The 12,984-nt window shown below is 63.6% G+C and carries 11 protein-coding genes; all 11 read left to right on the top strand.

Annotated elements, in window-relative coordinates:
• The first annotated feature begins 28 nt into the window (after nucleotides 1–28).
• The 11 genes from PW947_RS22670 to tssK all read left to right on the top strand — a co-directional run bounded on the left by PW947_RS22670 (nucleotide 29) and on the right by tssK (nucleotide 12,964).
• Entirely contained in the window at nucleotides 29–511 is a 483-nt protein-coding gene (locus tag PW947_RS22670; protein ID WP_299634656.1) for a type VI secretion system tube protein Hcp, read from the top strand.
• A gap of 157 nt (nucleotides 512–668) precedes the next feature.
• The gene (locus PW947_RS22665; protein WP_299634655.1) at nucleotides 669–1,214 is read left to right on the top strand and encodes a GPW/gp25 family protein; all 546 of its coding nucleotides are present in this window, start codon (nucleotides 669–671) and stop codon (nucleotides 1,212–1,214) included.
• Nucleotides 1,214–3,106 (top strand): type VI secretion system baseplate subunit TssF, encoded by a 1,893-nt coding sequence (gene tssF, locus PW947_RS22660; protein ID WP_299634654.1) that lies wholly within the window; start codon nucleotides 1,214–1,216, stop codon nucleotides 3,104–3,106. The genes PW947_RS22665 and tssF overlap by 1 nt, the downstream gene beginning before the upstream one ends.
• Complete coding sequence (gene tssG / locus PW947_RS22655) at nucleotides 3,103–4,371, top strand: type VI secretion system baseplate subunit TssG (protein WP_299634653.1); 1,269 nt, start codon at nucleotides 3,103–3,105, stop codon at nucleotides 4,369–4,371. The genes tssF and tssG overlap by 4 nt, the downstream gene beginning before the upstream one ends.
• Nucleotides 4,368–6,239 carry a type VI secretion system tip protein TssI/VgrG gene (gene tssI, locus PW947_RS22650; protein WP_299634652.1) on the top strand — a complete coding sequence of 624 codons (1,872 nt, stop codon included), beginning with the start codon at nucleotides 4,368–4,370 and terminating at the stop codon, nucleotides 6,237–6,239. Before tssG ends, tssI begins: the two co-directional genes overlap by 4 nt.
• Nucleotides 6,240–6,261: 22 nt before the next feature.
• Nucleotides 6,262–8,817, top strand: a complete 2,556-nt coding sequence (locus tag PW947_RS22645) for a DUF2169 domain-containing protein (protein WP_299634651.1) — start codon at nucleotides 6,262–6,264, stop codon at nucleotides 8,815–8,817.
• A complete protein-coding gene (locus PW947_RS22640) occupies nucleotides 8,814–9,917 on the top strand; it encodes a pentapeptide repeat-containing protein (protein ID WP_299634650.1) in 1,104 nt (367 codons plus the stop codon). Before PW947_RS22645 ends, PW947_RS22640 begins: the two co-directional genes overlap by 4 nt.
• The gene (locus PW947_RS22635) at nucleotides 9,914–10,639 is read left to right on the top strand and encodes a DUF3540 domain-containing protein (protein ID WP_299634649.1); all 726 of its coding nucleotides are present in this window, start codon (nucleotides 9,914–9,916) and stop codon (nucleotides 10,637–10,639) included. Before PW947_RS22640 ends, PW947_RS22635 begins: the two co-directional genes overlap by 4 nt.
• A 9-nt stretch (nucleotides 10,640–10,648) precedes the next feature.
• Nucleotides 10,649–11,035, top strand: coding sequence for a DUF4150 domain-containing protein (locus PW947_RS22630; protein ID WP_299634648.1), 387 nt, complete (start codon nucleotides 10,649–10,651; stop codon nucleotides 11,033–11,035).
• Between the two features lie 28 nt (nucleotides 11,036–11,063).
• The gene (gene tssJ, locus PW947_RS22625) at nucleotides 11,064–11,600 is read left to right on the top strand and encodes a type VI secretion system lipoprotein TssJ (protein ID WP_299634647.1); all 537 of its coding nucleotides are present in this window, start codon (nucleotides 11,064–11,066) and stop codon (nucleotides 11,598–11,600) included.
• Nucleotides 11,597–12,964 carry a type VI secretion system baseplate subunit TssK gene (gene tssK / locus PW947_RS22620; RefSeq protein ID WP_299634646.1) on the top strand — a complete coding sequence of 456 codons (1,368 nt, stop codon included), beginning with the start codon at nucleotides 11,597–11,599 and terminating at the stop codon, nucleotides 12,962–12,964. Before tssJ ends, tssK begins: the two co-directional genes overlap by 4 nt.
• The last annotated feature ends 20 nt before the right edge of the window (nucleotides 12,965–12,984 follow it).

The following is a 12,984-nucleotide window of genomic DNA, read 5'->3' as shown; positions in this document are numbered from 1 at the left end:
ACTTTTCGCTCACACAGGAGCTTCAATCATGTCTGTAGATATGTACTTGCGCGTAGACGGCGTCGTCGGCGAATCCAAGGATGCGAACCACAAAGGCTGGATCGACATCCGGTCCTATTCGTGGGGGGCGGAGCAGCCCGGCAGCATGGCCACCGGCAGCGGCGGCGGAATCGGCAAGGCGAGCTTCAACGATCTCGTCGTCGACACCTTCCTCGACAAGGCAGCGCCAGCCGTTCTCAAGTACTGCGCCAACGGCAAGCACCTGCCCAAGGTCGAAGTGTCGGTATGCAAGGCCGGCGGCTCGCAGATCGAATATCTCCACATCACGCTCTCTCAGGTACTCGTGACATCCGTGCGGCAAAGCGCATCGCGCGGATCGGAAGCGGTCGGCGTCACCTATCAGTTCCAGGCGGCGAAAGTACGCAAGCAGTACTGGGAGCAAACCGATCAAGGCACGAAGGGCGGCGAAAGCGTGCTCGCGTGGGACATCAAGGAAAACCGCGAAGTCTGACCGCGCCGAAGCGCCAATTGCTGAACGTGTTGGCGCCCGTGAAGCCCATGCAGTCGAGCGGCCGTGCAACCGTGCATCGGCTCGGCGACACACGCTAAGGCCGTCCGCGCTCACGCCCTCGCGCCCTCACATTCAACGAGAACCGAAGAGAACCTCTGTGGATCAACTTCACCCCTTGCTCGCGCCGCGCGGCGATCGTACGCAACGGCGCGACGTGCAAACCGACGCGCCGCCGTGTCTGCTCGACCGTCTGACCGCGCGACGTTCGCCGCTCGCGCATGCAGCGTCGTCGGGCGCGGCACGCGCGCAGTTGCGCGACGCCGTGTTGCGCGATCTGGGCTGGTTGATGCACTGCGAGAACCTCACCTCCACCGACGATCTCGCCGCGTTTCCCCACGTCAGGCGTTCGGTGCTGAACTTCGGTGTCGGTGGACTGGCTGGCGTGCGAGCGGTCGATGCAGACTGGCGTACGATCGAAGCCGACGTCCGCGAGGCAATCCTTCGCTTCGAGCCGCGTGTCGTCGCGGACAGTATCGAAGTACGGTGTGTCGTCGGCCGCGAAGCGACGTCCCAGCGGCAAAACCGGTCGCTTGAAATCCTCGGTCAGCTCTGGCCGCGCCACGCATCGCACGCATTCACGTTGCGTATCGACCTCGATCCCGAAAGCGGCGGTCTCGCGCCGGGTCTCGGTGGAGGGACGTGATGGACACACGCTTACTCGATTACTACAACCGCGAACTCGCCTATTTGCGCGAGTCAGGCGCCGAGTTCGCAACCGAATTCCCGAACGTCGCCGGCGAACTGGGAATGCGCGGCAGCGAAATCGACGATCCATACGTCGAGCGTCTGCTGGAAGGCTTCAGCTTTCTGACAGCGCGTATCCATCTGAAGATGGATGCGGAATTTCCGCGCTTTTCACAGCGCATGCTCGACATGGTGTATCCGAACTACGGCGCGCCGTTACCGTCGATGGCAATCGTCGCGATCACGCCGAATCTGCGCGAAGGCAGCTTGCTGGCAGGTCACACCTTGGCCGCCGGAACCTCATTGCGGGCCAATCTGACGCCGGGCGAACAGACCTCGTGCGAGTTCCGCACCGCGCACGAAGTCACGCTATGGCCGCTGCGAATCGTCGACGTCAAACTGACAGGCGAACCATCCGAGCTTCCGCTGTCGCGTCTCGTCGGCACGCAGGTTGCCGCGCAGGTACGCAGTGCGTTAACTATCCGGATCGAGGCAACCGGTGTGCAGACGCTGGGCGAACTGTCGATCGACCGCCTCGCATTCCACTTGAGCGCGCCGGAAGCTCAGGCATTGCCACTGCTCGAACTGATGGTCGGCCATAGTCTCGGCGTGATCTGTCATCCGGCACCGGACGCTGACGGCCCTTGCACACCCCTCGACGATGCGATCCGCCACGAGGGCTTCAACACCACGCAGTCGTTGTTACCGTACGGCACGCGCTCGTTTCAGGGTTACCGGCTGTTGCACGAATATTTTGCGTTTCCCGCGCGCTATCTGTTCGTCAGCATCGGAGATTTGCAACGCGCGCTGCCCGCCATCCGGGGTACCGCTTTCACGCTGACAATCCTGCTAGACAAGGCGGCCCCCGAGCTTGAGCGCCCCATCGGGCAGCACAGTCTCGCGCTCTTCTGCACACCAGCCGTCAATCTGTTTCCGAAGCAGACAGACCGGGTAGCCGTGCTACCGAGCCATCACGAACAGCACATCGTGGTCGATCGCACGCGTCCTCTCGATTACGAAATTTACGGGATCGAATCCGTCACCGGGCATCTGGCGTCCGACGGGAAAAGCTGTCCATTCGAGCCGTTCTATCGGACCCACTCAGAAACTTCGGACAGTGCCGGTCATCATGGCCGTTACTTCACGATGCGCCGTGAACCGCGTCTCGTCGCCAATCGTGCGCAAGCGAATCGGAATGGCGCACGGTCCATGTATAACGGGACGGAAGCCTATGTCTCGCTGGTCGATCAGCGCGAGGCTCCATTTTCGGACGACTTGCGCCATCTGTCGGCCCATGCGCTGTGCACGAATCGCGACCTCGGCGCACTGATCCCACTCGGCGGTGGCAGTGATTTCAGCTTGCGCGTGTCCGCGCCGGTCGCGTCAATCAATGTCTTGCGCGGGCCGACACCGCCGCGCGCCGCGTTGGCCGAAAACGAAACCACGTGGCGTCTGATCAGCCACCTCGGGCTGAATTACCTGACGCTAACCGACCTCGACGACACTCAGGGCGCACACGCGTTGCGCAGCCTGCTCGAACTGTACGCCGGCGCCGCCGATCCGACCGTGTTGCCGCAAATTCACGGCGTCCGGCAAGTCCGCGTCGAACCCGTGCACCGCGCGTTACCGCATCCAGGGCCGCTGATGTTCGGGCGCGGCGTCAACGTGTCGTTGCTACTCGATGAACTCGCGTTCGCGGGCGCGAGCACATATCTGTTCGGCGCGGTGATGGATCAGTTTTTCGCGCGACATGTGTCGATGAACAGTTTCAGCGAGCTCTCCGTGGCGACATTGCAGCGCGGCGAGGTGAAACGGTGGCCGCCGCGCATCGGTCGCAGGCCGACAGCATGATCACGCGCGCTCACCTGTCGCAGTCGCAGTCGGCGCAACCGCGGCAACCGCCGTCGTCCGCTCAAACGGCTACGCCCACGCAAGAACCCCAGGCCGCACGCACGCGCCCGAATGAACCGCATCGGCCTGCGGCGCTCGCGCAATTCTGGCAACGCGTCGCTGACGCGCCCTATGCCTACGACCTGTACACGCTGCTGCGCCACATCGATGCGCGCGCCGGAAGCGTCGCGCGTCTTGGCCGGGCATCGCACCCTGGCGACGAGCCGTTGCGAATCGGTCAGACCGCGTCGCTGGCCTTCGCGCCGGCTACGCTCGCCGACGCCACGCCGCCATCAAAAAATGGCATGGCCCGCGTGTCGATTTACAGCTTCGGCCTGTTCGGACCTAATGGACCGTTGCCGCTGCACCTGACCGAGCTCGCACGCGACCGGCTGCGCAATCACGGCGACCGCACGTTCAGCGCATTCGCCGATCTGTTTCATCACCGGTTGATCCTGCTGTTCTATCGCGCATGGGCCGACGCCCAGCCCACGGTCAGCCTCGACCGTAGCGCCCCCACCCGCCACACCCGCCACATCAACGACGACTCACCGCAGCCGTTCGACCGCTATCTCGCGAGCCTGATTCATCTCGGCCATCTTCCCGCGCGCGAAACCATGGCTCGGCCGGCCGGCGCGCTGCCCAGTCACGCGATGTACTTCGCCGCCGGCCATCTCGCGCGGCAAACCCGGAATCCCGAAGGTTTGACGCAGATCCTGCGGTCCTATTTCAGGGTGCCGGTCGAGATCGTCGAATGGGTTGCGCATTGGGTATTCGTGCCGCCCGCTCAGCGCACGAGGCTGCGCGCGGCAAGTGCCATGCAACGGCTCGGCGCGGGGGCGCGACTCGGCGTCGCCGTTCGCGATGTCAGCGGCAAGTTCGAGATTCGACTCGGCCCTCTTTCTCACGAGCAATACGCCGGGTTTCTGCCTGGTTCGCGCCGCGCGCGGGAACTGATGCATTGGGTTCGCGTGTACGTCGGTGTCGAATGGGCGTGGGACGTCCGGTTGTTGCTCGCGGCCAATCAGGCCCGCGGCATCACGCTCGGCAACGCATGCGCGCATCCGCGGGGAGGTCCGTCGGATCGACCGCAACCGTTGGGCTGGGGCAGTTGCCTGGGCACGCGCAGTGAAACCACGCCCATTGACGATCTCGTCTATTCGCCCGAATCCGGTCCGCAATACGTCGCGGGCAGCATCGACCAACCCGGCAGTCACACGTCATGACGCATCTCATCACGGCCGATACGCCGCTCGCCCCTGACACGCTGATGTTCCGATCGCTGGCGGGATCTGAGACCTTGTCGTCCGTCTATGCATTCGACGTGCAGATGGTGAGCGCGTCGGCCGCACTCGATCTCAATGCTTTGCTCGGCAAACCGGTGACATTGCGTATCACCACGCTCAACGGTGCCACGCGCTTCCTCGGCGGTCAGATCGTCCGGTGCGAGTTGTCCGGTCGCGAAACCAGCACGTCGCGCAGCTATATCTACACGCTGACGCTGCGCCCGTGGCTCTGGTATTTGACCCGCACCTCCGATTGCCGGATTTTCCAGAACCGTTCCGTCGTCGAGATTTTGCGGGAAGTCTTCGGCAAGTACGGATTCGCCGTCGAAGAGCGGCTGCTCACGCAGTACCGGCGTTGGGATTATTGCGTCCAGTTTCAGGAGACCGACTTCGCGTTCGTCAGCCGTCTGATGGAACACGAAGGCATCTATTATTTTTTCCGGCACGAGGCCGATCAGCAGGTCCTGATCCTCGCGGACGACATCAGCGCGCACACATCGCTCGCGGCCCACGAGAGCGTGCCCTATCTCTCGCCCGACCGGCTCGCGTTGCCGGGCGAAGAAGGCATCGATGCATGGCGCCCGTCGGCGGAGATTTGCACCGGGGCGTACGTCGTCGACGACTACGACTTCCGCAAGCCACTCGCCGATCTGTCGCAACGCCGCTCGAATCCGCTGTGCGCCGAGCATGGCCACTACGCTGCCTATCAATGGCAAGGCTGCTATATCGAAGCCGATCAGGGCGAACACTGCGCCCGGATCCGCCTGGAACAGGAACAGGCCGGTCACGCGCGCGTTCACGCGCACAGCCGCGTGCGTGAAACCGCGCCGGGCTATCGCTTTACGCTGAGAAATTGCCCAAGAGACAGCGAAAACCGCGAACACCTGATCGTCGGCGTCACGTACCGCTTGCAGGCAGGCGGCTATGCGAGCGGCAGCAGCGAAGCGCAATACGACTTCGATCTGATCGCGCAACCGTCGTCGATACCGTATCGCGCACCGGGCGTCACGCCGATCCCGAAAGCAACCGGCCCGCAGACCGCGATAGTCGTCGGACCGACCGGACAGGAAATCTGGACCGATCAATACGGTCGTGTGAAGTTGCAGTTTCGTTGGGACCGTTATGGCAACAACGATGAAAACAGTTCGTGCTGGGTGCGCGTGTCCGATACCTGGGCGGGGTCGAACTTCGGCAGCCTGCATGTGCCGCGTATCGGCCAGGAAGTGGTGGTCGATTTTTTGAACGGAGAACTGGACCGGCCACTGATCACCGGGCGCGTGTACAACGCGAGCCAGATGCCGCCGTTCGGACTACCGGCGTCGGCCACGCAAAGCGGGTTCGTCACGCGCACACCGGGCGGCAGCGGCGCGAACGCCAATATGCTGCGTTTCGAAGACAAATCTGGCGCCGAGCAGCTTCTGATGCACGCGGAACGCAACTACGACGTCTCCGTCGAACGCCACGCCACGCATACGGTCGGCGGCGATCAGAAGACGGATATCGCGCAGAATTCGACCACGTCGATCGGCGCAAGCCAGACGACCGAGATCGCGGAAGACTCGAACATCACCGTCTCCGGTACGGAGACGCTCACGATCAACCACGAGGTGGCGCTCGTCGTGAATGCGCAGACTGTCACGGGCTCTGTGATAGGCGTCACGGGTTCGGCCATTGCGATGACCGGCTCCGATGTCTCCATGACCGGCAGCGCGATCAGCATGGTCGGTTCGGAAGTCGGAATGACCGGCTCGTCGGTGTCAGTGACGGGAATTTCCGTTCATCACGTCGGTTTGTCGGTGACGTTCTGAAGGCGGCCGCACGATGAAAATCATGAAGCCCACTCAAGCCGGCATCCTCACCCGCACTTATCGCCGGTTCGGACGCGAACATCTCGGGATCGCGATGCCGGTAATGGCGTCACTCGGCCACGCGTCAGCGGTCGTCAGCGAGAGCGAGTTGTGGGATACGGTCGGTGCCGAACTGCGCGGCGTTTCACTTGACGCCGCGTTGCCCAAACCGCACCCGGAATTCGTCGTGTCGGGCCATGCATACGGCAAATATGGCGACGCGTCGCGCGTGTGCCGCATCGGTGTGCGTTTCGCGGGCATCGACAAGGCCTTGCTCGTCTTCGGCGAACGGCATTGGAACGGCGACACGCCATCGGCCACGCAGCCGTTCGAATCCGTTCCGGTTGACTGGCCGTTTGCATACGGCGGCGAAGGCTACGCGGACAACCCGTCGGGCATCGGCTTTCCGCAGCGGGATGACGGCAGCTCGCTTCCGCCACGGCTTCCGCATATCGAATACCCGTCGCACCGAATGCGCTCCCGTCACGATCACGTACCAGCTGCCTCATTCGCGCCCGTCGCGAGCAGCCGACCGCAGCGAATGGCGCGTTACGGCACACCAGACAGTCAATGGCTCGACGACGATTGCCCCGGCTTTCCACGGACGATGGACCCACGCTATTTCAACGTCGCGCCGGACGATCAGCAATTGCTGGAAATCGACGCCCTGCCCGTCGCCGCCGCCTACGAGATCCGCCACATGCATCCGGATCACGCCACATTGAGCGGCAGGTTGCCACCGCTGCTGGCGCGATGTTTCGTGAAACGAACATGTGACGATGGATTGACGCCGGTTCCGATGCGGCTGACCACCGCGTGGTTCATCCCGCATCGCGAGCGCGTCGTGATGATCTTTCACGGCGCCCTCGAAATCGAAGCGTTCGACGCGCACGATGTCGAATGCATTCTGCTGGCCGCGGAACCCGCCGACGCGCCTCGTGAAGACACGCACTATCAACAGGTCCACGCATGCCGGTCCGACCCGAAGTACGGCGCGCTGCATGCGCTGCGCGACGACGACCTGATGCCGCAAGCACTCGTCGCGGTGAACAAAGACGGCGAGCCGGTCGTCACGCAAGCCGACGCGCTGCAGCGCGCGCTTGCACGACGCGCACGCCGACATGCCGACGAAGCGAAAACGCGTGGCGTCGATTTCGGTTCGTTCTACGCCGTCCCGCGCGAGCCATTACGCCGCGATGAACTGGCTTCGTTCGTGCTGGAACGCGAGGAACAGGCGAACGCACAACGCGTCGCGCTGGAAAATCTCCGGCATCGGGCCGAAACCGAACATCCGGCTGCGTTGTCGCGGGAAAAAGCGGCTCGTCGCGGACCGCCACGCTTGAACGCCGACGGCAACGTCGCGGCCGGTGTCGTGAATGCCGTCGCCACTCGGGTCAACCTCGACATCGACCAAAAACTGCGCGACGCGTATCGGCTGACCGCACAGTGTCAGGACGCCGCGCCGCCGCTCGACGTCGCGGAGTCGCGTCGTTTGCGAGCGCGTCTCGAAGCCGGGCTCGCGCGTGGCGAATCATTCGCCGGATTCGATCTAACCGGCACCGATCTTAGCCGGATGAATCTGCGTGGTGCCCAACTGGCAGGCGCGTTGCTCGAAAGTGCAAATCTGACCGACACCGACCTGACAGGCGCACACCTGCGTGACGCGTTGCTCGCGCGCGCCACGCTCGAAGGCAGCCGCTTCGACGGCGCAGACCTGACCGGTGCAAACCTGTCGCTCGCGCGGTGTCACAACGCGGATTTCACCGCTGCTACGCTCGACCGGTGCCTGTTCGAAGGCACCGCGTTTCGCGCATGCCATTTTCTGCGCGCGTCGATTCACCATGCGCAATTTCGGGAATGCCGGTTCGACACGGTCGATTTCTCCGGTGCGTCATTGGCCGGTTTAACGTTTAGCGCTCAGACGTTTCACGACCTCGTGTTTCACGGAGCGACGCTCCGTAAGCTCGCGTTCGTCGAGTGTCGCTTTACGCGGGTCGATTTCGGCCAGGCCGACATCGAAGGCTTCGCCTGTGTCGAGACGACCGCTGACAACATCCGGTTCACGCGCGCGTCGCTGCGCAAAGCCTGCTTCGTCAAAAACAGCCGCCTCGTCCACGCCGACTTCACGGAAGCCACTCTCGGCGAAGTGAACTTTCGCCACACGCACGCGCCCGGTGCGAGCTTCCGTGAAAGCCGCGTTGGTGTTTGCGATTTTTCGGATGCGGTGATGCCTCGCAGCGACTGGCGGCACGCGAACGTGACAGATACCCAACTGATCCGCACCGATCTGACCGATGCGGATTTGCGCTGCGCCGACCTGATTGGCGCGCAAATGCGGTGCGCGTTGCTGGCAGGTGCCGATTTTCGCGAAGCCAACCTGTTTCGCGCGAATCTGGCGGAAACCTTGTCGAACGCAGACACCCGCTTCGACGACGCGTATCTCGAACAAACCACGTGGCGTCCTTTGCGCGCCATTGACCGGACCGATCCCGGCCGTTGCGCCATGCCGCGAAATCCATCGTCGGGGTGCGTTGCATGAGCATCGATCGTGAATCACTGCGACGCGCAATCGCTAACGGCGAGTCTGTCAGCCGCGTATCGATCGGCCCGCTCGATCTATCCGGCTGCGATCTGTCGGGCGGCATGTTCGACACCGTATCGTTCGACGGCACCCGTCTTTCCGGCGCGCGTCTGACGCATTGCGTGTTCGACAACTGCGTATTCACGGACGTTGACCTGTCGCATGCGGACCTGTCCGGCACGTTGTTTCGCGGCGGTGCGATCGTACGCACCGCGCTCTGTCGCAGCGTGCTCGACGGCTGCAACCTCAACGCGACACAAGCACGTGATGTCGATTTTTCGGGCGCGCGCGCCGACCGCTTTCTGTGCGTGAACGCCGACCTCGCCGGCAGCCGTTTCGACGATGCGCACATCGCACGCGCCTATTTCGACCAGACGCCGCTGCACGACGCGAGCTTTCAAAACGCGCGAATCCAGACGAGTCTGTTTTACCGGCTGGATCTGCGCTTCACGGTGTTCGCCGGTGCGCAATTCGATCGCGCGGTTTTTACGGAATCCGACCTCAGCGAGCAACGCTTGAGCGGCCAGCATCTGAACCGGTGTCAGTTTATTTCGAGCCGGTTGCGCGTTGTCGATCTGTCTCACGCGCATCTGGCGAACTGCAACTTCCAGGACGCGGTACTCGACGGCGCGTGCCTCGACGGTGTCGATGCACCGCACACGGTCTTTTATCGCGCAAGCGGCGCGGCACTGCAATGCCGTCACGCGCAACTCCAGAACAGCCTCTGGGTCGATGCGCAGGTACCGCGCGCCGACTTCTCCGATGCCAACCTGCGCGGCGCGGTATGGCATCGGGCGAACGCGAGCGACGCGCAGTTCGTCCGCACCGTGCTCGAAGGCGCCGACTTTTCGGACGCCACGCTGACCGCCGCCCGCTTCGACCAAAGTTCGTTATCGGGCACCTGCTTCGACAACGCCGTCGCAGACGAAACCTCGCTGGCGCAGTGGGCAAACCTGTCCGGCGCACACGGCCACGACCCGGCAGCCCACGCCGCCAAAGGGTGGTCCCGACAACGCAATGCCCGGCGCATGCATTTATCCAATGGAAGCCCGTCATGACATCCTGGATTATCGAGTTGCGGCCCCGCGCCGCCGCTTCTTCGGCTACGTCTTCGGCTACATCGTCGGCTACGTCGTCCGCCGCACCACCGATCGCGGACGCGAACGCGGCGATCGGCACCGTCGCTGAAATCTCCGCTGACGGAATCATGCTCGTCGCGATCGACGACGACGACGAACCGTTACCCTGTCGTCGCGCATTCAGTTGCCTCGTCGCGCCGGAAACCGGCGATCGCGTCGCGGTGTGCGTTACCGGGTATCGGCTGGGCTTCGTGGTCGCGATTCTCGAACGGCCGCAGGTAACCATGACCCGCATCAGCATCGAAGGCGATCTGCTGCTCGAAGCCACGCGCGACTTGCGCTTTCACGCCGCGCACCAGTGCGCGTGGCGCAGCGACGGCGAACTCAGCGTCGAAGCCGAACGGGTCGTCGTCAGTGCGACGCACACGGAACTCGCGAGCGGGTCGAGCGCGGTGGCATGCGACGAACTGCATGGCCGGATCGGTGTCGCGCGGCTGATCGGCAAGACCTTGGAAACCGTGGTCGAGCGCGTTGTCCAGTTGAGCCGGACCAGCTTCCGCTCGATCGAATCCGTCGATCACGTGCGGGCCGCGCACGTCGATTACGCGGCGACGGACACGCTTCGTCTGCACGGCAAAAACACGCTACTCACCGCCGAACATCTGTCGAAAATCGACGCCGCTCAAATTCATCTCGGATAAACCGCACTCATGGTCATGGTCAACTCCAGCGCAGCCGGCTGCAACGACGCCGTTAGCGTCAACAAGACACCGCCGGTCGGCGTACCGGTGCCCTATGACAACAACGCGCAACGCCCGCTCGCGATTCCGAACGTCAGCAACGTTCTCGTCGCGGCCGCGCCCGCGCACAACCTGGCCACGATCATTCCCGTCACCACCGGCGACGCGCCCGGCTCGATGGGCGGCGTCGTGTCGGGCACCGTGTCGTCGCTGTCGCGCAATATCAACGGCGCGAATACGGTGCTGCTGCACGGCATGCCCACCACGCGCATGACCGATCCCACGCAACAGAACGCGACCAATGCAATCGGCACCGGCTCGCCCAGCCAGACCCATATCCTGAATCTGGCCGGCTGACGTCTAATGGATATTGGCTAACGCATCGATGTCAAACGTCCTATCGCTGCCGGATCGGCCCGCCCGCATTGCGCTGTTTGCTGCGTTTGCGCTGCTCGCATCGTGCGCAACGGCGCCGCGTCATCCGGCTGACGGCTACGACCTGAATCTGGTCGCCAGTGCCCGCGTCAATCCGGACGGCGCGGGTCGCGCGTCGCCGATTCTCGTCGGCATTTACGCACTCAAATCGACAACCACGTTCGACACGAGCGACTTCGGGTCGCTTCAGGATCGCGCGAAGGCCACGCTGGGCGACGATCTCGTGTCGTTCGAACAGCTGATTCTGCTGCCGGGCGAACACAAGCTGATCCGTCGCAACGACGGCCCGTCCGTCCATGCGCTCGGCGTGGTCGCCGGTTATCGCGAACAGGACAGACGCGCATGGCGCGCCACCTACACCTTCCCCGACCGTGGTGAATCCGCGCTGTTTTCGCTCTGGCCGTTCACGCCGGAGCGGCTCGCGCTGCGCGTCAACCTGGGCGCGGGCGGTCTGATGGTTAGCCCTCTCGACGGAACACAGCAATGAAACATGAAGATTTGCCGCTGCAAGACGCAAGTGCGTCGCGCGCAAAAATCATCTGGTCGGAAGGGATGTATTTGCGTCCCCAGCATTTTCAGCAACTCGAACGCTATGTCGAAGCGTATGTGCATCAACGCAGCGTCGGGTCGCTCGGATTGTTCTGGGGTTTTCTGAGTCTCGACCTCGACCACGACGCGCTGGCGCTCGGCAAGGTGGTGTTGACGTCGGCGCAAGGCGTGATGCCTGACGGTACGCCGTTTCTGCTGACCGCACCGCACGATTTGCCCGCGCCGCTCGATGTGCCGCCGCACACCACGAACGAGCGGGTATTGCTGGCGCTGCCGGTCAGGCGAGCGGGCGCCGAAGAGGCCATTTTCGACGAGCAGCCCGGCTCGCTGGCACGCTACGGTGTAGACACGCGCGAGATCGCCGACACCAACGCCGTCGCGCTCGGACCTGCGATGGTGCAAACCGGCCGTCTCCGGTTGCGGTTGCTGCTCGAATCGAACCTCGGTAGCGAATGGCAGGCAATCGGCGTGGTGCGGGTGATCGAGCGCCGCAGCGACCATCATCTGATCCTCGACACGCACTACATCCCGCCGATGCTGATCGCCAACCGGCATCCGGTATTGAGCGGCTATCTGCGCGAGCTTCACGGCTTGCTCGAACAGCGTGGCGACGCACTGGCGAAGCGTCTGTCGGCGCCGGGGCGCGGCGGCGTCAGCGAGGTTGCCGACTTTTTGCTGCTCGCGCTGGTCAATCGCGCGCAGGCCGACACCGGTCACGCGCAGACGCCCGGCCAGCATCATCCCGAAAGACTGTTCCAGCAATGGCTGCGAATCGCATTCGACCTCGCCACTTACACCGCTGGCGAACGGCGTCCGCTCAACCGTCCGGTGTACCGGCACGACGACCTTCAAGGCAGTTTCGCGCCGTTGATGGCCGACTTACGCCGCGCGCTGTCCACCGTGTTCGAACAGAACGCGATCGCAATCGACTTGCAGGAGCGCGCGCACCGGGTGTGGGTCGGGCAGATTCACGACAGCGAACTGCTGCATACCGCCAGTTTCGTGCTGGCCGTGCATGCCGATCTCCCCGCCGAAACAGTGCGCTCGCACTATCCGGCGCAGGTGAAGATCGGCCCGCTCGAACGGATCGCCGATCTCGTGCATCTGCACTTGCCGGGCATCGCGCTCCGTTTGCTGCCGGTCGCGCCGCGACAGATTCCGTATCACGCCGGCAGTCACTACTTCGAACTGGATACCAGCGGCGATCTCTGGAAACAGCTTGCGCAATCGAGCGGTCTCGCGTTGCACGTCGCCGGCGACATGCCGGGCCTGACGATGGAATGCTGGGCGATCCGCGGGTGATCGCGCATGGAGAAAAGCCG

It is taken from the genome of Paraburkholderia sp. (genome assembly GCF_028283785.1).
GTDB lineage: Bacteria > Pseudomonadota > Gammaproteobacteria > Burkholderiales > Burkholderiaceae > Paraburkholderia.
The sequence above is the reverse complement of the archived record's forward strand: the minus strand, read 5'-3'. Positions and strand labels throughout refer to the sequence as shown.

Excerpts from the sequence above, each read along its gene's own strand:
- tssF (WP_299634654.1), top strand. The coding sequence starts at position 1,214 with ATGGACACACGCTTACTCGATTACTACAACCGCGAACTCGCCTATTTG.
- PW947_RS22640 (WP_299634650.1), top strand. The coding sequence starts at position 8,814 with ATGAGCATCGATCGTGAATCACTGCGACGCGCAATCGCTAACGGCGAG.
- tssG (WP_299634653.1), top strand. The coding sequence starts at position 3,103 with ATGATCACGCGCGCTCACCTGTCGCAGTCGCAGTCGGCGCAACCGCGG.
- tssJ (WP_299634647.1), top strand. The coding sequence starts at position 11,064 with ATGTCAAACGTCCTATCGCTGCCGGATCGGCCCGCCCGCATTGCGCTG.
- tssK (WP_299634646.1), top strand. The coding sequence starts at position 11,597 with ATGAAACATGAAGATTTGCCGCTGCAAGACGCAAGTGCGTCGCGCGCA.
- PW947_RS22645 (WP_299634651.1), top strand. The coding sequence starts at position 6,262 with ATGAAGCCCACTCAAGCCGGCATCCTCACCCGCACTTATCGCCGGTTC.
- PW947_RS22630 (WP_299634648.1), top strand. The coding sequence starts at position 10,649 with ATGGTCATGGTCAACTCCAGCGCAGCCGGCTGCAACGACGCCGTTAGC.
- PW947_RS22670 (WP_299634656.1), top strand. The coding sequence starts at position 29 with ATGTCTGTAGATATGTACTTGCGCGTAGACGGCGTCGTCGGCGAATCC.
- tssI (WP_299634652.1), top strand. The coding sequence starts at position 4,368 with ATGACGCATCTCATCACGGCCGATACGCCGCTCGCCCCTGACACGCTG.
- PW947_RS22635 (WP_299634649.1), top strand. The coding sequence starts at position 9,914 with ATGACATCCTGGATTATCGAGTTGCGGCCCCGCGCCGCCGCTTCTTCG.